Source organism: Pseudomonas sp. DD1, from assembly GCF_044510355.1.
Classification (GTDB): domain Bacteria; phylum Pseudomonadota; class Gammaproteobacteria; order Pseudomonadales; family Pseudomonadaceae; genus Aquipseudomonas; species Aquipseudomonas shahriarae.
Genome location: NZ_MSAJ01000003.1, coordinates 52,751 through 69,586, shown reverse-complemented (window position 1 = coordinate 69,586; position 16,836 = coordinate 52,751). Strand labels below are relative to the sequence as shown.

Below are 16,836 nucleotides of genomic sequence, written 5' to 3'. Positions count from 1 at the left end.
GCTCTATAGGTAGGCGGCGTGGGCCGCTTCAAGGCTGCCCTGGGCACGCAGGATCAGTTCGCAGAACTCGCGGGCGGCGCCTTCGCCGCCGCGGGCCTGGGTAATGCCGTGGGCGTGTTCGCGAACAAACGACGCGGCATTGGCTACAGCCATGCCCAGGCCGACGCGGCGAATCACCGGCAAGTCAGGCAAATCATCGCCCAGATAGGCGACCTGCTCATAGCTTAGGTTGAGTTTGCCAAGAAGCTCGTCCAGAACCACGAGTTTATCCTCACGGCCCTGGTAGAGGTAAGGAATCCCCAGGTTTTGTGCGCGGCGCTCCACGACCGGGGTCTTGCGACCACTGATGATCGCGGTTTGTACGCCAGAGGCCATCAGCATCTTGATGCCCTGGCCGTCCAGGGTATTGAACGTCTTGAATTCGCTGCCGTCTTCGAGGAAGTACAGACGACCGTCGGTCAGCACGCCATCCACGTCGAAAATCGCCAGTTTGATGGCCTTGCCCCGTTGCAACAGGTCGGTGTTCATTTACATCACTCCCGCGCGCAGCAAATCGTGCATGTTCAGGGCGCCAATCGGGTGATCGGCATCATCGACCACCACCAGGGCGCCGATTTTGTGGTCTTCCATGATCTTCAGGGCTTCAGCCGCGAGCATTTCGGCGCGGGCGGTCTTGCCGTGAGGGGTCATGACTTGATCAATGGTCGCGGTATGGATATCAATGGTGCGGTCCAGGGTGCGACGCAGGTCACCGTCGGTGAAGACTCCGGCCAGGCGCCCGTCGGCCTCGAGGATCACGGTCATGCCCAGGCCCTTGCGGGTCATCTCCATCAAGGCATCCTTGAGCAGGGTGCCACGTTGTACCTGTGGCAGCTCGTCACCCGCATGCATCACGTTTTCCACTTTCAGCAGCAGGCGACGGCCGAGGGCGCCACCGGGGTGGGAAAAGGCGAAGTCTTCGGCGGTAAAACCACGGGCTTCCAGCAGGGCCACAGCCAGCGCGTCGCCCATGACCAGGGCGGCGGTGGTGGAGGAGGTGGGCGCCAGGTTAAGCGGGCAGGCCTCATGGGCCACATGCACGTTCAGGTTCACTTCGGCGGCCTTGGCCAGCGTCGAGTCCGGGTTGCCGGTCATGCTGATCAGCTTGATGCCCAGGCGCTTGATCAGGGGCAGCAGGGTCACGATTTCGTTGGTGGTGCCGGAGTTGGACAGGGCGAGGATCACGTCATCGCGGGTGATCATGCCCATGTCACCATGGCTGGCTTCGGCCGGGTGCACGAAAAACGCCGTGGTGCCGGTACTGGCCAGGGTGGCGGCAATCTTGTTGCCGACATGGCCTGACTTGCCCATGCCGACCACGACAACCCGGCCTTTACTGGCCAGGATCATCTCGCAGGCGCGTACGAAATCTGCGTCGATATGGGCCAGTAAGCCTTCTACGGCTTCAAGCTCGAGGCGGATGGTGCGTTGTGCGGATTGAATAAGGTCGCTGGATTGGCTCATGTCTGAAATCGTATAGCCTGACGAAAAGTCGGCGATTATAGCGGTAATGATCAATTCCCTCACGCAAGTTCGTCAGGCGTTGTTCTACTTAAGAGTGAGATCGCTCTCAAATGCGCAATTACCTGTCCTCTTTCTGAACAAGCACAGCTCCGGCCTTGGGCGCTTTATGTCAGCAGTGATATAGTTCGCCGCCAGTTCGGTCCGCGCAGCGCACATGTGTCTAACTGTCGCAAGCAGTTGTCCCAAGCATGGTGTCTGAGTGAGAAGCTGCATCCCAAGGAGTTTAGATGAGTGCCGATAACGCCTACGCGGTCGAGCTGAAGGGTCTTTCCTTCAAGCGCGGTACGCGCAGCATCTTCAATAATGTCGATATTCGCATTCCCCGCGGCAAGGTGACGGGCATCATGGGCCCTTCCGGCTGCGGCAAGACGACCCTGCTGCGCCTGATGGGCATGCAACTGCGGCCTACCGCCGGGGAAGTCTGGGTCAATGGCCAGAACCTGCCGACCCTGTCGCGCAGCGATCTGTTCGATGCGCGCAAGCACATGGGTGTGCTGTTCCAGAGCGGTGCACTGTTCACCGACCTCGACGTTTTCGAAAACGTCGCGTTCCCGTTGCGGGTGCATACCCAACTGTCGGAAGAAATGATCCGTGACATTGTGTTGTTGAAGCTGCAGGCCGTAGGGCTTCGCGGTGCCATCGACCTGATGCCGGATGAGCTTTCTGGTGGTATGAAGCGGCGCGTGGCTCTGGCGCGGGCGATTGCCCTCGACCCGCAGATCCTCATGTATGACGAGCCGTTCGTCGGCCAGGACCCTATCGCCATGGGCGTATTGGTGCGCCTGATCCGCCTGCTCAATGACGCGCTGGGTATCACCAGCATCGTGGTTTCCCATGACTTGGCCGAAACCGCGAGCATTGCCGACTACCTCTATGTCGTCGGCGATGGCCAGGTATTGGGGCAGGGCACGCCTGAAGAACTGATGAACGCCGATAACCCGCGTATTCGCCAATTCATGACCGGCGACCCTGATGGCCCGGTGCCTTTTCATTTTCCGGCAGCGGATTACCGCGCAGATCTTCTGGGGAAGCGCTGATGCGCAAGACATCTTTAATCGAGAAGGTGCGCCTTTTCGGTCGTTCCGGCATCGACATTGTCGAAGTGCTCGGGCGTTCGACGATTTTCCTGTTTCACGCCTTGCTTGGCCGCGGTGGTATCGGCGGTGGTTTTGGCTTGCTGCTCAAGCAGCTGCACTCGGTGGGCGTGATGTCCCTGGTGATCATCGTGGTTTCCGGGGTGTTCATCGGCATGGTGCTGGCGTTGCAGGGCTTCAATATCCTGTCCAGCTACGGTTCCGAGCAGGCGGTGGGGCAGATGGTTGCACTGACGCTGCTGCGTGAGCTGGGGCCGGTGGTCACCGCCTTGCTGTTTGCCGGTCGCGCCGGCTCTGCGTTGACCGCCGAGATCGGCAACATGAAGGCCACCGAGCAACTGTCCAGCCTGGAAATGATCGGTGTGGACCCGCTCAAGTACATTGTTGCCCCGCGCCTGTGGGCCGGCTTCATCTCCCTGCCACTGCTGGCAATGATTTTCAGCGTGGTCGGGATCTGGGGCGGTTCGTGGGTGGCGGTGGACTGGCTGGGGGTCTACGACGGCTCCTACTGGGCCAACATGCAAAACAGCGTGACCTTCAGCGGTGACGTGCTCAATGGCATTATCAAGAGCATCGTCTTCGCCTTCGTTGTGACTTGGATCGCCGTATTCCAGGGCTATGACTGTGAACCCACTTCAGAAGGGATCAGTCGAGCCACTACCAAGACCGTTGTGTACGCCTCGCTGGCGGTACTGGGCCTTGACTTCATTTTGACCGCCTTGATGTTTGGAGATTTCTGATGCAAAACCGCACTGTGGAAATCGGTGTAGGCCTTTTCTTGTTGGCTGGCATCCTGGCTTTGCTGTTGCTCGCCCTGCGAGTCAGCGGCTTGTCGGCCAGCTCGGGCGCCGATACCTATAAACTTTACGCCTACTTCGACAATATCGCCGGTTTGACGGTCAGATCCAAAGTGACCATGGCCGGTGTGACCATCGGCAAGGTCACAGCAATCGATCTGGACCGCGACAGCTTCACCGGCCGCGTGACCCTGCAACTGGACAAGAAGGTAGATAACCTGCCGACTGACTCCACAGCGTCCATCCTCACGGCCGGTCTGCTGGGCGAGAAGTACATCGGTATCAGCGTGGGCGGGGAAGAAGCCTTGCTCAAGGATGGTTCGACCATTCATGACACACAGTCGTCGTTGGTATTAGAGGACCTGATCGGTAAATTCCTGCTTAATACGGTTAGTAAAGACGCCAAATGAGGAGTTTGTTCATGATCTCAACCTTGCGACGTGGCCTGTTGGTGCTGTTGGCAGCCTTGCCATTGATGGCTAACGCCGTGGCGGCACCTTCGGCGCACGACATTATTGATAGAACCACCAAAGAGCTGCTGGCTGACCTTGCCGCGAACAAGGAGCAGTACAAGCAGAGCCCGAGCGCGTTCTACGATGCCCTCAACGGTATCGTGGGCCCGGTGGTCGACGCTGACGGCATCTCGCGCAGCATCATGACCGTCAAGTATTCGCGTAAAGCTACGCCTGCGCAGATGCAGCGCTTCCAGGAAAACTTCAAGCGCAGCCTGATGCAGTTCTACGGCAACGCCCTGCTGGAATACAACAACCAGGGTATCGTCGTTTCCCCGGCCAAGGATGAGTCTGGCAACCGCACCAGCGTGGATATGCAGGTCAAGGGCAACAATGGCTCGATCTATCCGGTTTCCTACACCCTTGAGAAAATCAACGGCGAATGGAAAGTGCGCAACGTGATCATCAACGGCATCAACATCGGCAAGCTGTTCCGTGATCAGTTCGCCGATGCCATGCAGCGCAATGGCAACAACCTGGACAAGACCATTGATGGCTGGGCTGGCGAAGTGGCCAAGGCCAAGGAAGTGACCGAAGAAGCTGCAGAGAAGCAGGCCCCATGACTGAGTCGGCTGTTCGTCAAGGCCAGGCCGGCGAGCTGCTCCTCAGTGGCGTGCTCGACTACAGCACCGGGCCGGCCCTGCGTAAGCAGGGCCAGGCACTGATCAATGCCAGCACTGCGCCGGCATTGGTCCTCGATTGCTCGGCGGTGGTGAAGTCCAGCAGTGTTGGCTTGTCATTGCTCTTGTGTTTCCTACGTGACGCCGCGGCGGTCAACAAACCTGTCAGTATTCGCGCATTACCCGAGGATATGCGTGAAATTGCCCAGGTTTGCGGTCTGGCCGAGCTGTTGGCGCATCCTTAATACACATTATTGAAGAAGCCCCCCGTCAGAGTCCTGCTATGCGGGGTTCGCAGGCGCGGGGCTTTTTTGTATGATGTGCGACCCGCGCGCACTTGGCGCCGATAGAGGTTGAGCATGCAGGCCCTAGAAGTTAAAAGCTTCCTTGAAGGAAAGCTGCCGAATACTGAGGTTGCAGTTGAAGGCGAAGGCTGCAATTTCCAGCTGAACGTGATTAGCGATGAACTGGCGGCATTGAGCCCGGTCAAGCGTCAGCAGCAGATCTATGCCCATTTGAACCCGTGGATCACCGATGGCAGCATCCATGCGGTCACTATGAAATTTTTCAGCCGCGCGGCCTGGGCCGAGCGCACCTGAGCCCCCAAGGCGTCGAGATTCTTATGGATAAATTGATTATTACCGGCGGTGCCCGTCTTGATGGCGAAATCCGTATCTCCGGGGCTAAAAACTCGGCCTTGCCGATCCTGGCCGCCACCTTGCTGTGCGATGGCCCGGTTACCGTAGCCAACCTGCCGCACCTGCACGACATCACCACCATGATCGAGCTGTTCGGTCGCATGGGCATTGAGCCGGTGATCGACGAGAAGCTGTCGGTCGAAATCGACCCGCGCACCATCAAGACCCTGATCGCACCGTACGAACTGGTGAAAACCATGCGTGCCTCGATCCTGGTACTGGGCCCGATGGTTGCCCGTTTCGGCGAAGCCGAAGTGGCTCTGCCTGGCGGTTGCGCCATTGGTTCGCGTCCGGTGGACCTGCACATCCGTGGTCTTGAAGCCATGGGTGCGACCATCGACGTCGAAGGTGGCTACATCAAGGCCAAGGCGCCGGAAGGCGGCCTGCGTGGTGCAAACTTCTTCTTTGATACCGTCAGCGTGACCGGTACCGAGAACATCATGATGGCCGCTGCCCTGGCCAATGGCCGCAGCGTCCTGCAAAACGCCGCGCGCGAGCCGGAAGTGGTCGACCTGGCCAACTTCCTGATCGCCATGGGTGCCAACATCACTGGCGCCGGCACCGACACCATCACCATCGACGGTGTGAAACGCCTGCACTCGGCCACCTACAAAGTGATGCCGGACCGTATCGAGACCGGTACCTACCTGGTTGCGGCTGCCGTGACCGGTGGTCGCGTCAAGGTCAAGGACACCGATCCGACCATCCTCGAAGCGGTCCTGGAAAAGCTGCGCGAAGCCGGTGCCGAAATCACCACCGGCGAAGACTGGATCGAGCTGGACATGCACGGCAAGCGGCCAAAAGCCGTCAACGTGCGTACTGCTCCGTACCCGGCGTTCCCGACCGACATGCAGGCGCAGTTCATTTCCCTGAACGCGATTGCCGAGGGCACTGGTGCGGTCATCGAGACCATCTTCGAAAACCGCTTCATGCACGTGTACGAACTGCACCGCATGGGCGCCAAGATCCAGGTCGAAGGCAACACTGCCATCGTCACCGGTATCGAGCAGCTCAAGGGCGCGCCAGTGATGGCCACCGACCTGCGGGCTTCGGCCAGCCTGGTGATCTCGGCGTTGTGCGCTGACGGCGACACCCTGATCGATCGCATCTACCACATAGACCGTGGCTACGAGTGCATCGAAGAAAAACTGCAGATGCTCGGCGCGAAAATCCGCCGCGTACCGGGCTAACCCCCACTGCTCGGGCGCAGGGAAGCGCCCGCCCGAGGTGTGCACAGGCACGCCTCGGCTGAATTTGTTTCAAATCGAGGCTGTAATGGCCTCGATCTGTGTCTGGCGCCATTTGCGACCGGACAGCAATAGCCTGATGAAGGATTGACGTTTCCCATGTTGACCATCGCACTGTCCAAGGGCCGAATCCTTGACGATACTTTGCCGCTTCTGGCTGAAGCGGGCATCGTGCCGACCGAGAATCCGGACAAGAGCCGCAAGCTGATCATCCCCACGACCCAGGACGACGTTCGCCTGTTGATCGTGCGTGCTACCGACGTGCCAACCTACGTTGAACATGGCGCCGCCGACCTCGGTGTCGCCGGCAAAGACGTGCTGATGGAATACGGCGGCCAGGGCCTGTACGAGCCGCTGGACCTGCGTATCGCCCTGTGCAAGCTGATGACCGCCGGCCGTGTCGGTGACGTCGAGCCAAAAGGCCGCCTGCGGGTAGCCACCAAGTTCGTCAACGTCGCCAAGCGTTATTACGCCGAGCAAGGCCGTCAGGTCGATATCATCAAGCTCTACGGCTCGATGGAGCTGGCGCCGCTGATCGGCCTGGCCGACAAGATCATCGACGTGGTCGACACCGGCAACACCCTGCGCGCCAATGGCCTGGAACCCCAGGACTTTATCGCTGACATCAGCTCTCGCCTGATCGTCAACAAAGCTTCGATGAAAATGCAACACGCCCGGATCCAGGCGTTGATCGACACCCTGCGCAAGGCAGTGGAGTCTCGACACCGCGGTTGACTCACCTGCGCGGCCCTAGGTCGCGCCCGTCTATCCGCCTCATAGCCAGAATTCTCAGGTGCCCAAGCGGAAACGACTGCTAGTTTAGGGCGCCTGAGTTTTTGCCAATTCTATTGAGGCCCTCGCTATGACCACGTCCACTGCAATTGCCCGACTCAACGCTGCCGACCCGGATTTCGCCCATCATCTGGATCATCTGCTGAGCTGGGAAAGTGTGTCTGACGACTCGGTCAACCAGCGGGTGCTCGACATCATCAAGGCCGTGCGCGAGCGCGGCGATGCGGCGCTGGTGGACTTTACCCGCCAGTTCGACGGCCTGGACGTCAAGTCCATGGCCGACCTGATCCTGCCCCGCGAACGCCTGGAGCTGGCCCTGACGCGCATCACCGCGCCGCAGCGCGAAGCCCTGGAAGTCGCAGCGGCGCGGGTGCGCAGCTACCACGAAAAACAGAAACAGGACTCCTGGAGCTACACCGAAGCCGATGGCACGGTGCTGGGCCAGAAAGTCACACCGCTGGACCGCGCCGGCCTGTACGTGCCGGGCGGCAAGGCCTCGTACCCGTCGTCGGTGCTGATGAATGCCATTCCCGCCAAAGTGGCGGGTGTGACCGAGGTGGTCATGGTGGTCCCGACCCCGCGCGGTGAAATCAACGAACTGGTGCTGGCCGCTGCCTGCATCGCCGGCGTTGACCGAGTGTTCACCATCGGGGGGGCCCAGGCCGTCGCCGCGTTGGCCTATGGCACCGAAAGCGTGCCGAAAGTCGACAAGGTGGTCGGCCCCGGCAACATCTACGTTGCCACTGCCAAGCGCCATGTGTTTGGCCAGGTCGGTATCGACATGATCGCTGGCCCCTCGGAAATCCTCGTGGTGTGTGACGGCCAGACCGATCCTGACTGGATTGCCATGGACCTGTTCTCCCAGGCCGAGCACGACGAAGACGCCCAGGCGATCCTGGTCAGCCCCGACGCCGAGTTCCTCGACAAGGTGGCGGCGAGCATCAATAAGCTGCTGCCGACCATGGAGCGTGCCGAGATTATCGAGAAGTCGATCAATGGCCGGGGTGCGTTGATCCTGGTGCGTGACATGGAGCAGGCCATCGAAGTGGCCAACCGCATCGCCCCCGAGCATTTGGAACTGTCGGTGGCCGACCCACAGGCCTGGCTGCCGTCGATTCGTCACGCCGGTGCGATCTTCATGGGCCGCCACACCAGCGAAGCCCTGGGCGACTACTGCGCGGGCCCCAACCACGTGTTGCCGACCTCCGGTACAGCGCGATTCTCGTCGCCGCTGGGGGTGTATGACTTCCAGAAGCGCTCGTCGATCATCTTTTGCTCGCCACAAGGTGCTTCCGAGCTGGGCAAGACCGCCTCGGTGCTGGCCCGTGGTGAATCGTTGAGCGCGCACGCCCGCAGCGCCGAATACCGCATCGTCAAGGGAGAGTAAGACATGAGCAAATTCTGGAGCCCTTTCGTCAAGGACCTCGTGCCTTACGTGCCCGGCGAGCAGCCGAAGCTGACCAAGCTGGTCAAGCTCAACACCAATGAAAACCCCTACGGCCCGTCGCCCAAGGCGCTGGCAGCGATGCAGGCCGAGTTGAACGACAACCTGCGTTTGTACCCCGACCCCAACAGCGACCTGCTCAAGCAGGCCGTGGCCAAGTACTACGGGGTGGATGGGAGCAAGGTATTCCTCGGTAACGGTTCCGACGAAGTCCTGGCGCATATCTTCCACGGTCTGTTCCAGCACGACCTGCCACTGCTGTTCCCGGATATCAGCTACAGCTTCTACCCGGTGTACTGCGGGCTGTATGGCATCACCTCGGCCCCGGTGCCGCTGGATGAGCAGTTCCAGATCCGCGTGGCGGACTACGCCAAGCCTAATGGCGGGATCATCTTCCCCAACCCGAACGCGCCGACCGGCTGCGTGATGGCGCTGGACGCGGTGGAGCAGCTCCTCAAGGCCAGCCCGGATTCGGTGGTGGTGGTCGATGAAGCCTATATCGACTTCGGCGGCGAAACCGCCATCAGCCTGGTGGACCGCTACCCCAACCTGCTGGTGACCCAGACCCTCTCCAAGTCGCGCTCACTGGCCGGTTTGCGGGTAGGCCTGGCGGTGGGCCACCCGGACCTGATCGAGGCGCTGGAGCGGGTCAAGAACAGCTTCAACTCCTATCCACTGGATCGCCTGGCGATTGTCGGCGCGGCGGCGGCCTTCGAAGACCGTGAATACTTCGAGAAGACCTGCCAACTGGTGATCGATAGCCGCGAGACGCTTGTGGCGCAGTTGCGAGAGAAGGGCTTTGAGGTGTTGCCGTCAGCGGCCAACTTCATCTTTGCCCGCCACCCACGGCACGACGCGGCCGGCCTGGCGGCCAAGTTGCGGGAGCAAGGGGTGATTGTGCGGCACTTCAAGCAGGAGCGGATTGCCCAGTTCCTGCGGATCAGCATCGGGACGCCTGAGCAGAACCAGGCGTTGATTGATGGTTTGGGTGATCTTTAAGGCTTGAATCTATATGGGCTGGACGGGCCGCATCGCGGGCAAGCCCGGCTCCCACATGGAAATGCATTCCAATGTGGGAGCCGGGCTTGCCCGCGATGAGGCCATCAGCTACACCGACACTCCGTAGCCTTTAGAGCAACGGCTCGTCCGGCTTCTTGTGCTTCCAGCCATCATTGCCCGGCAGCAGCAGGTTCAAACCAATCGCTACCACGGCGCACAGGGCGATGCCCTTCAGGCCGAAATCATCGGGACCGGTACCGGTGCCGATCAGCACACCGCCAATCCCGAACACCAGGGTCACCGACACAATCACTAGATTGCGCGCCTCCCCCAGGTCGATCTTGTGACGGATCAGGGTGTTCATCCCCACCGCGGCAATCGAGCCGAACAACAGGCACAGAATCCCGCCCATCACCGGCACCGGAATGCTCTGCAGCAGCGCGCCGAACTTACCGACAAAGGCCAGGGTGATGGCAAATACCGCCGCCCAGGTCATGATCTTCGGGTTGTAGTTCTTGGTCAGCATCACCGCGCCGGTCACTTCGGCGTAAGTGGTGTTGGGCGGGCCGCCGAACAGGCCAGCCGTGGTAGTGGCGATACCGTCGCCCAACAGCGTGCGATGCAGGCCGGGCTTTTTCAGGTAGTCACGACCGGTCACGCTACCCACGGCAATCACGCCGCCGATGTGTTCAATGGCTGGGGCCAGGGCCACCGGGACGATGAACAGAATCGCCTGCCAGTTGAATTCCGGCGCGGTGAAGTGGGGCAGGGCAAACCACGGTGCGGCGGCGATCTTCGCGGTGTCGACCACGCCGAAGTAGAACGACATGCCAAAACCCACCAGCACCCCGGCAATGATCGGCACCAGGCGGAAAATGCCCTTGCCGAACACGGCCACGATCAGCGTGGTCAGCAGCGCCGGCATCGAGATCAGCATTGCCGTCTGGTAAGGGATCAACTCGGCACCGTCGCCCGACTTGCCCATTGCCATGTTCGCGGCAATCGGCGCCATGGCCAGGCCGATGGAGATGATCACCGGTCCGATCACCACGGGCGGCAGCAGCCGGTCGATGAAACCGGTGCCCTTGATCTTCACGGCGAGGCCGAGGAAGGTGTAGACGAAGCCCGCCGCCATCACCCCGCCCATGGTCGCCGCGAGGCCGAACTGGCCCTTGGCGAGAATGATTGGGGTGATAAACGCAAAGCTCGATGCCAGGAACACCGGCACTTGGCGCCCGGTGACAATCTGGAACAACAACGTGCCAAGGCCTGCGGTAAACAGTGCAACGTTTGGATCAAGACCTGTGATCAGCGGCATCAACACCAGCGCGCCAAATGCTACGAAGAGCATTTGTGCGCCAGACAGGATCTGGCGCCAAAGCGGGTCGTTGAATTCATCCTGCATGTTCACGCGTCCTTCTGCTTGGTGCCGAAGATCTTGTCGCCAGCATCGCCCAGGCCCGGAATGATGTAGCCGTGCTCGTTCAGGCGCTCATCAATGGACGCGGTGTAGATCACTACATCCGGGTGAGCTTTTTCTACGGCGGCGATACCTTCGGGTGCCGCTACCAGCACCATGGCGCGGATATCCTTGCAACCGGCTTTCTTCAGCAGGTCGATGGTAGCGACCATGGAGCTACCGGTGGCCAGCATCGGGTCGATGATCATCGCCAGGCGCTCGTCGATCTCGGGGACGAGTTTTTCCAGGTAGGTGTGGGCCTGCAGGGTTTCTTCGTTGCGGGCTACGCCCACAGCGCTGACCTTGGCGCCCGGGATCAGGCTCAGCACGCCTTCAAGCATGCCGATACCGGCGCGCAGGATCGGCACCACGGTAATTTTCTTGCCAGCGATTTTCTCGACCTGGACGGGACCGCACCAACCGGGGATCTCGTAGTTTTCCAGGGGTAAATCTTTGGTGGCTTCGTAGGTGAGCAACGCTCCGACTTCCTGAGCAAGCTCACGGAAGTTCTTCGTGCTAATGTCGGCGCGGCGCATAAGGCCGAGCTTGTGTCGGATCAGCGGGTGGCGGATCTCACGGATGGGCATGGGGAAAGGCTCCGGCGGCGGGCAAAAAAACCGGCCTAGATTAATCTATCCGAGGGTGTTGTCCTATAGACAACCAGTACGTTAGTCCATAAAGGCTTGAACGTTGCGTCCCAGAGGCGTACCTTCGCCCGCTTTTCTTGCCACAGTACCCCTGGAGAGCGCCATGTCCGCTGATCTCGAGCATATCCGTCAAATCATGCGCGAGGCTGACTGCCTGTACACCGAAGCACAAGTCGAAGAGGCTATCGCCAAGGTCGGCGCGCACATCACCCGTGAAATGGCTGAAACCAACCCGGTGGTGTTCTGTGTGATGAACGGCGGTCTTATTTTCGCCGGCAAATTGCTGACGCATCTGCAATTCCCGCTGGAAGCGTCCTACCTGCACGCCACGCGCTATCGCAATGAAACCAGTGGCGGCGACCTGTTCTGGAAAGCCAAGCCGGAAGTGTCGTTCATCGACCGCGACGTCTTGATCATCGACGACATCCTCGACGAAGGTCACACCCTGGGCGCGATTGTCGACTTCTGCAAACACGCCGGCGCGCGCAACGTGCACACCGCCGTGCTGATCGACAAAGACCACGACCGCAAGGCCCGCCCGGACCTGAAGGCCAATTACGTCGGCCTGCCGTGCATCGACCGCTACATCTTCGGTTACGGCATGGATTACAAAGGCTACTGGCGCAATGCCAATGGCATCTTTGCTGTGAAGGGGATGTAAGTCGTGGCGCGTTTTCTTGATCAGTCGCTGTTTGCCGAATTGGCCGAGAAAGCCGCCGCCAACCCCCGTGGCCGGCAGAACGTCAACTTCCACCAAATGGAAGAGCCGTGCCATCGCATGGCTGTCGGTTTGCAGCCACACACCTATGTGCAGCCCCATCGTCATCTCACCGCTGACAAGGCCGAGACCCTGCTGGTACTCAAGGGGCGCCTGGGTATTTTGATTTTCAGCGAGTCTGGCGCGGTTCTGGAGCGGCGCATCTTGCAGGCCGGTGGCGATTGCCAGGGCGTTGATCTGTCGCCAGGGGTTTTCCACGGTCTGGTGGTGCTTGAGCCCGACACGGTGATGTTCGAGTGCAAGGCAGGCCCTTATCGCCCGGTGGGCGAGGGCGAACTGGCGACCTGGGCACCCCGGGAAGGCGAAGCCGGCATGGCTGAGTATCATCGCTGGATGCTGGCCCAGTTCGATTGAACCTGGCAGCGGAAAAAAGGTGGGTGGGGTTTGTGTGGTAGCGGGCTCGCCCGCGATAGCGGAGTGTCAGGTTAGATATATTCGACTGACCCACCGCCATCGCGGGCAAGCCTGCTTCCGCATTAGAGCTTCGTGGCTTCCGAACCTTGTGTCCCGCAGGTAGACTTCTACCCCCGTGTACATGTCTGCAGGCTGGAGTCGGCAATGCGTAAAGATAAGAAACAAGTGATTGGTGACGAGATCGGCGACGATCAGATCAAGCTGTTCCTGGATTTTGAACCGGTCGACGCCACCTCACCGTCCCTGCACAAGCTGATCAAAGCCTATCGCGGCCTGCGCATCGACGATTTCGAGCGGTTCCTGGGCTTTTTCAAGGAAGCTGGGCTGGACCTCGACGGCAAGGACGAGCATGGCCAGACCTTCGTCGATCTGATCAAGGACCAGCGCAACGCGGACGAGTACATCGAGCTGATCAAAATCGCTCGCGGCTGAATAGCCAGGACATAAAAAAACGCCCCGTTCTCAGCACGAGAGCGGGGCGATCGTTCCCACGCTCTGCGTGGGAATGCATCCGGTGACGCTACGCGTCACGACCTCAAGCGTAGCTTTCGGCCTCGCTACCTTGCTCAACCAGTTCCAGGCTGATGTTGTTCTGCACGCTGATCTTGCGATACAGCTCGGCATCGGTTTCCAGGACTTTTTCCCGAGCCGGGAAGATTTCCTGCAACTTGGCCGCCCATTCACCGGCCGCCTGGGCCGGGAAGCAGCGTTCGATCAGTTCCAGCATGATCGAAACAGTCACCGAAGCCCCTGGGGACGCACCTAGCAGCGCCGCCAGCGAACCGTCTTTGGCCGCGACCAACTCGGTACCGAATTGCAGCACGCCGCCTTTCTTCGGATCCTTCTTGATGATCTGCACCCGTTGACCAGCCACTTCCAGGCGCCAGTCCTCGGCTTTGGCTTCTGGATAGAAGCGGCGCAGGGATTCCAGGCGCTGCTCCATGGACTGCATCACTTCGCTGACCAGGTACTTGGTCAGGTCCATGTTGTCCCGGGCCACGGCCAGCATCGGGCCGATATTGCCGAGGCGAATCGACATGGGCAGGTCAAGGAACGAGCCGAACTTGAGGAACTTGGTGGTGAAGCCAGCGTATGGCCCGAACAGCAGGGATTTCTTGCCATCCACCACGCGGGTGTCCAGGTGCGGCACCGACATCGGCGGCGAACCCACGGCGGCCTGGCTGTAGACCTTGGCCTGGTGCAGCTTGACCACTTCCGGGTTGTCGCAACGCAGCCATTGGCCGCTGACCGGGAAGCCGCCGAAACCTTTGCTTTCTTCAATACCCGAGGCTTGCAGCAGCGGCAGGGCCGCGCCGCCGGCGCCGAGGAACACGAACTTGGCGTCGACATTGCGCGTGTTGCCGCTGTTGACGTCCTTGATGCTCACGGTCCAGCCGGCGCCATTGCGCTTGAGGCCGGTAACGCGCTTGCTGTACTTGACGTGGGCATCTGCCGAGCTGCTCAGGTGCGCGAGCAATTGGTTGGTCAGGGCGCCGAAGTTGACGTCGGTACCGTTCATCACGCGGGTCGCGGCGATTTTCTCGTCGGCCGGGCGGCCCGGCATCATCAGCGGCATCCACTCGGCCATTTCTGCACGGTCTTCGGTGTAGTGCATGTCCGAGAACGCGTGGTGCTGGCTGAGGGTTTCAAAGCGTTTCTTGAGGAACGACACGCCTTTTTCGCCCTGCACGAAGCTCAGGTGCGGCACGGGGCTGATAAAGGACTTGGACGAGCCAAAGGTGCCTTTTTTGGTCAGGTACGCCCAGAACTGCTTCGACACTTCAAACTGGGTGTTGATGTGCACGGCTTTCTTGATGTCGATGGAGCCATCACCCGCCTGCGGGGTGTAGTTCAGCTCGCACAGCCCGGCGTGACCGGTACCGGCATTGTTCCACGGGTTGGAACTCTCCGCGGCACCCGAATCCATCAGCTCAACGACTTCCAGCTTGAGGCCGGGGTCGAGCTCCTTGAGCAGTACGGCGAGGGTGGCACTCATGATGCCCGCACCTACCAGTACTACGTCGACTGCTTCGTTATGCGCCATTTAACGCGTCTCCAAAATCTGCAGCACCAAATTGACGGCATGGCTGCCAGGAGTGACGGGGCGGTTCACGTAATGCCCCAGGTTACCCATGGCCAGGATCGCCATGTCCGATTCTTCGCAATTTTTTTGCAACTTCAGCGGACGCTGCCGACCAGGCCTTATCTGCATATGAACGCATTTAAGGGCCCCTGTGGCAATTCGACTTATGGTCAAGTACGTCCGATCGTGCAACCAAATCCGTAGCGGACAGGCTTCAAGCTCCGGTTTTTGAGGAGTACTCGGTCCTGTGTGGTTGGGCAGTGCCAGACGTTGATGGTGCTTGTACAAACGCAAAACTATTCATTTGCTCGCCACACTCTTGTGAAGTTGTGAAAACCCGTTTTTTTCACGCTCTTTTGAAGACGTGAACCTCAAAAAAGGGCTGCCCCAGCCTGGCACCTGGCCCGAAATCACTGCCGACACGCGGCATAACGGGCAAACAACTCAAGTGGCCGAGCGCAATGGCAGCTCTGGCAGATTCGGTAAAGGCGCAGGTTTGCAGACAAAACAGCCAGCTCGCCAGCTTCACTCGATCTGTGTGGGCGGCTCTCTGTGGGCGGTGCGGGGGAGCTAATACCGGAGCATTAGCGATGCTGCGAGGCCCGATCAGGAGACGTCCTTATAATCGGGGGGAGATTGTAGCGAAGAACTGCAGGGAAATGGACGTGTTTTATGACTTTTATTAGCGCTTCGGTCAGGCGGTCAACGGCAGGCGGTGTGATGACCGTGCGCGGCGCGGGCTGATGCGGGCGCGGGCGGGCAGTGGCTGGTGCATCCAGCTCAAGCGAATCTCCTCGACTTCGACCCAGCCTTCACCCACCGGTGGCTGGCTGCAGTGCTTGAATGCCTGGCAACGACCTTGCGCGTCGAGCAGGGCAAAGTGTCGGAAGGCGGGCTTGCGTGCGAATAAGCGCCAGAGAAAGTCGAACATGGTGGGCCTCCTGATAATGGGGCCAAGCATGCCAGCCCAGCATGACATATCGGTGACACTGAACCGCCGCCGGCGGGCCTGTGTCTTAGGTTGTAACTGACGCTAGTTCCCGGCAGCGGCGCACCGCTATACTGCTCGGCTGTCGGTACCTGATTTCTGGAGAGAAAAGCATGTTGCAACGCCTGTTGTTCGGTTTGATCACTGTGACCAGCTTGACCCTGGTTGGCTGCGCCCACAGCCCGCAGCAACTCAGCCCGCAACCCAAGCTCACCACCCAACTGGCGCCTGTAGGCCATGGCCAGCCGGTCTCGGTGCGGGTGGTTGACGGTCGTCCGTCGCCGACCCTGGGCACCCGCGGTGGCCTGTACCCGGAAACCAGCGCCATCACGGTGACTGGCGCCGACGTGCTGCCCAAGCTGCAAGCCCAGGCCGAAGCGGCTGTGCGCCTGCTGGGCTTCACCCCGACCAGCAACTCGCCTGGCGCGCCGCAACTGACCGTGACCCTGGCGGAGCTGAAGTATCAGTCGCCCAAGGAAGGCCTGTACGTGACCGAAGCCACCATCGGTGCGACCTTCCGCTCTGATGTGTCGGCCGGCAACCGTCGCTACAGCGGCCGTTACGGTGCGTCCCTGGACCAGCGCTTCGGCATGGCGCCGAACCAGGAAACCAACACCAAGCTGGTCAGCGACGTGTTGAGTGACGCCCTGACGCGTCTGTTCAAGGATCCAAGCATCGGCCAGATCCTTAGCTCGCAATAA

20 protein-coding genes are annotated in these 16,836 nt (G+C 60.3%); 14 read left to right on the top strand and 6 right to left on the bottom strand.

Going from position 1 to position 16,836, the window contains the following annotated elements:
• Positions 1–3: 3 nt before the first annotated feature.
• Entirely contained in the window at positions 4–528 is a 525-nt protein-coding gene (locus PSFL_RS02480) for an HAD family hydrolase (protein ID WP_029291786.1), read from the bottom strand.
• Positions 529–1,503: a KpsF/GutQ family sugar-phosphate isomerase gene (locus tag PSFL_RS02475; protein ID WP_115128986.1), complete on the bottom strand. Its 975-nt coding sequence runs from the start codon at positions 1,501–1,503 to the stop codon at positions 529–531.
• A 287-nt stretch (positions 1,504–1,790) separates the two neighbouring features.
• On the opposite strand from PSFL_RS02475, the gene PSFL_RS02470 reads away from it, so the two are divergent.
• The 10 genes from PSFL_RS02470 to hisC all read left to right on the top strand — a co-directional run bounded on the left by PSFL_RS02470 (position 1,791) and on the right by hisC (position 9,766).
• Positions 1,791–2,600: an ATP-binding cassette domain-containing protein gene (locus PSFL_RS02470; RefSeq protein WP_038443322.1), complete on the top strand. Its 810-nt coding sequence runs from the start codon at positions 1,791–1,793 to the stop codon at positions 2,598–2,600.
• On the top strand, positions 2,600–3,397 hold the full coding sequence (gene mlaE / locus PSFL_RS02465; protein ID WP_029291779.1) for a lipid asymmetry maintenance ABC transporter permease subunit MlaE: 798 nt from the start codon (positions 2,600–2,602) through the stop codon (positions 3,395–3,397). The genes PSFL_RS02470 and mlaE overlap by 1 nt, the downstream gene beginning before the upstream one ends.
• Positions 3,397–3,864 carry an outer membrane lipid asymmetry maintenance protein MlaD gene (mlaD, locus tag PSFL_RS02460; RefSeq protein WP_057438115.1) on the top strand — a complete coding sequence of 156 codons (468 nt, stop codon included), beginning with the start codon at positions 3,397–3,399 and terminating at the stop codon, positions 3,862–3,864. The genes mlaE and mlaD overlap by 1 nt, the downstream gene beginning before the upstream one ends.
• An 11-nt stretch (positions 3,865–3,875) precedes the next feature.
• A complete protein-coding gene (locus PSFL_RS02455; RefSeq protein ID WP_057438117.1) occupies positions 3,876–4,529 on the top strand; it encodes a phospholipid-binding protein MlaC in 654 nt (217 codons plus the stop codon).
• On the top strand, positions 4,526–4,831 hold the full coding sequence (locus PSFL_RS02450; protein ID WP_057958465.1) for a lipid asymmetry maintenance protein MlaB: 306 nt from the start codon (positions 4,526–4,528) through the stop codon (positions 4,829–4,831). Before PSFL_RS02455 ends, PSFL_RS02450 begins: the two co-directional genes overlap by 4 nt.
• Positions 4,832–4,945: 114 nt before the next feature.
• Positions 4,946–5,185, top strand: coding sequence for a BolA family protein (locus PSFL_RS02445; RefSeq protein WP_010567702.1), 240 nt, complete (start codon positions 4,946–4,948; stop codon positions 5,183–5,185).
• Positions 5,186–5,208: 23 nt separating this feature from the next.
• A complete protein-coding gene (gene murA, locus PSFL_RS02440; RefSeq protein ID WP_057438121.1) occupies positions 5,209–6,474 on the top strand; it encodes a UDP-N-acetylglucosamine 1-carboxyvinyltransferase in 1,266 nt (421 codons plus the stop codon).
• Between the two features lie 156 nt (positions 6,475–6,630).
• Positions 6,631–7,266, top strand: coding sequence for an ATP phosphoribosyltransferase (gene hisG / locus PSFL_RS02435; RefSeq protein ID WP_003188599.1), 636 nt, complete (start codon positions 6,631–6,633; stop codon positions 7,264–7,266).
• A 127-nt stretch (positions 7,267–7,393) separates the two neighbouring features.
• Positions 7,394–8,710 (top strand): histidinol dehydrogenase, encoded by a 1,317-nt coding sequence (hisD, locus tag PSFL_RS02430; protein WP_003188601.1) that lies wholly within the window; start codon positions 7,394–7,396, stop codon positions 8,708–8,710.
• Positions 8,711–8,713: 3 nt separating this feature from the next.
• Entirely contained in the window at positions 8,714–9,766 is a 1,053-nt protein-coding gene (gene hisC / locus PSFL_RS02425; RefSeq protein WP_057438123.1) for a histidinol-phosphate transaminase, read from the top strand.
• 130 nt (positions 9,767–9,896) lie between these two features.
• Here hisC and PSFL_RS02420 read toward each other — a convergent pair whose 3' ends face one another.
• Both PSFL_RS02420 and upp read right to left on the bottom strand, forming a co-directional pair.
• The gene (locus PSFL_RS02420) at positions 9,897–11,171 is read right to left on the bottom strand and encodes a uracil-xanthine permease family protein (RefSeq protein WP_057958466.1); all 1,275 of its coding nucleotides are present in this window, start codon (positions 11,169–11,171) and stop codon (positions 9,897–9,899) included.
• 2 nt (positions 11,172–11,173) lie between these two features.
• Entirely contained in the window at positions 11,174–11,812 is a 639-nt protein-coding gene (gene upp, locus PSFL_RS02415) for a uracil phosphoribosyltransferase (RefSeq protein ID WP_029291751.1), read from the bottom strand.
• Between the two features lie 163 nt (positions 11,813–11,975).
• Here upp and PSFL_RS02410 point away from each other — a divergent pair, with 163 nt between their 5' ends.
• The 3 genes from PSFL_RS02410 (at position 11,976) to PSFL_RS02400 (ending at position 13,496) form a co-directional block, all read left to right on the top strand.
• Positions 11,976–12,533: a hypoxanthine-guanine phosphoribosyltransferase gene (locus tag PSFL_RS02410; RefSeq protein WP_057438125.1), complete on the top strand. Its 558-nt coding sequence runs from the start codon at positions 11,976–11,978 to the stop codon at positions 12,531–12,533.
• A gap of 3 nt (positions 12,534–12,536) precedes the next feature.
• Complete coding sequence (locus PSFL_RS02405; RefSeq protein WP_057438127.1) at positions 12,537–13,004, top strand: WbuC family cupin fold metalloprotein; 468 nt, start codon at positions 12,537–12,539, stop codon at positions 13,002–13,004.
• A gap of 204 nt (positions 13,005–13,208) precedes the next feature.
• Positions 13,209–13,496, top strand: a complete 288-nt coding sequence (locus PSFL_RS02400; RefSeq protein ID WP_038443313.1) for a PA4642 family protein — start codon at positions 13,209–13,211, stop codon at positions 13,494–13,496.
• A 103-nt stretch (positions 13,497–13,599) separates the two neighbouring features.
• Here PSFL_RS02400 and mqo read toward each other — a convergent pair whose 3' ends face one another.
• Together mqo and PSFL_RS02390 are read right to left on the bottom strand one after the other, a co-directional pair.
• Complete coding sequence (gene mqo, locus PSFL_RS02395) at positions 13,600–15,108, bottom strand: malate dehydrogenase (quinone) (RefSeq protein WP_057958467.1); 1,509 nt, start codon at positions 15,106–15,108, stop codon at positions 13,600–13,602.
• A gap of 733 nt (positions 15,109–15,841) precedes the next feature.
• Positions 15,842–16,078, bottom strand: a complete 237-nt coding sequence (locus tag PSFL_RS02390) for a hypothetical protein (protein WP_057438133.1) — start codon at positions 16,076–16,078, stop codon at positions 15,842–15,844.
• 170 nt (positions 16,079–16,248) lie between these two features.
• Between PSFL_RS02390 and PSFL_RS02385 the strand changes: the two genes are divergently transcribed.
• The gene (locus PSFL_RS02385; protein ID WP_029291738.1) at positions 16,249–16,836 is read left to right on the top strand and encodes a YajG family lipoprotein; all 588 of its coding nucleotides are present in this window, start codon (positions 16,249–16,251) and stop codon (positions 16,834–16,836) included.

What these genes read in the sequence shown, in the direction of transcription:
- PSFL_RS02480 (WP_029291786.1), bottom strand. Translation starts at nt 528, where the DNA reads ATGAACACCGACCTGTTGCAACGGGGCAAGGCCATCAAACTGGCGATT.
- PSFL_RS02475 (WP_115128986.1), bottom strand. Translation starts at nt 1,503, where the DNA reads ATGAGCCAATCCAGCGACCTTATTCAATCCGCACAACGCACCATCCGC.
- PSFL_RS02470 (WP_038443322.1), top strand. Translation starts at nt 1,791, where the DNA reads ATGAGTGCCGATAACGCCTACGCGGTCGAGCTGAAGGGTCTTTCCTTC.
- mlaE (WP_029291779.1), top strand. Translation starts at nt 2,600, where the DNA reads ATGCGCAAGACATCTTTAATCGAGAAGGTGCGCCTTTTCGGTCGTTCC.
- mlaD (WP_057438115.1), top strand. Translation starts at nt 3,397, where the DNA reads ATGCAAAACCGCACTGTGGAAATCGGTGTAGGCCTTTTCTTGTTGGCT.
- PSFL_RS02455 (WP_057438117.1), top strand. Translation starts at nt 3,876, where the DNA reads ATGATCTCAACCTTGCGACGTGGCCTGTTGGTGCTGTTGGCAGCCTTG.
- PSFL_RS02450 (WP_057958465.1), top strand. Translation starts at nt 4,526, where the DNA reads ATGACTGAGTCGGCTGTTCGTCAAGGCCAGGCCGGCGAGCTGCTCCTC.
- PSFL_RS02445 (WP_010567702.1), top strand. Translation starts at nt 4,946, where the DNA reads ATGCAGGCCCTAGAAGTTAAAAGCTTCCTTGAAGGAAAGCTGCCGAAT.
- murA (WP_057438121.1), top strand. Translation starts at nt 5,209, where the DNA reads ATGGATAAATTGATTATTACCGGCGGTGCCCGTCTTGATGGCGAAATC.
- hisG (WP_003188599.1), top strand. Translation starts at nt 6,631, where the DNA reads ATGTTGACCATCGCACTGTCCAAGGGCCGAATCCTTGACGATACTTTG.
- hisD (WP_003188601.1), top strand. Translation starts at nt 7,394, where the DNA reads ATGACCACGTCCACTGCAATTGCCCGACTCAACGCTGCCGACCCGGAT.
- hisC (WP_057438123.1), top strand. Translation starts at nt 8,714, where the DNA reads ATGAGCAAATTCTGGAGCCCTTTCGTCAAGGACCTCGTGCCTTACGTG.
- PSFL_RS02420 (WP_057958466.1), bottom strand. Translation starts at nt 11,171, where the DNA reads ATGCAGGATGAATTCAACGACCCGCTTTGGCGCCAGATCCTGTCTGGC.
- upp (WP_029291751.1), bottom strand. Translation starts at nt 11,812, where the DNA reads ATGCCCATCCGTGAGATCCGCCACCCGCTGATCCGACACAAGCTCGGC.
- PSFL_RS02410 (WP_057438125.1), top strand. Translation starts at nt 11,976, where the DNA reads ATGTCCGCTGATCTCGAGCATATCCGTCAAATCATGCGCGAGGCTGAC.
- PSFL_RS02400 (WP_038443313.1), top strand. Translation starts at nt 13,209, where the DNA reads ATGCGTAAAGATAAGAAACAAGTGATTGGTGACGAGATCGGCGACGAT.
- mqo (WP_057958467.1), bottom strand. Translation starts at nt 15,108, where the DNA reads ATGGCGCATAACGAAGCAGTCGACGTAGTACTGGTAGGTGCGGGCATC.
- PSFL_RS02390 (WP_057438133.1), bottom strand. Translation starts at nt 16,078, where the DNA reads ATGTTCGACTTTCTCTGGCGCTTATTCGCACGCAAGCCCGCCTTCCGA.
- PSFL_RS02385 (WP_029291738.1), top strand. Translation starts at nt 16,249, where the DNA reads ATGTTGCAACGCCTGTTGTTCGGTTTGATCACTGTGACCAGCTTGACC.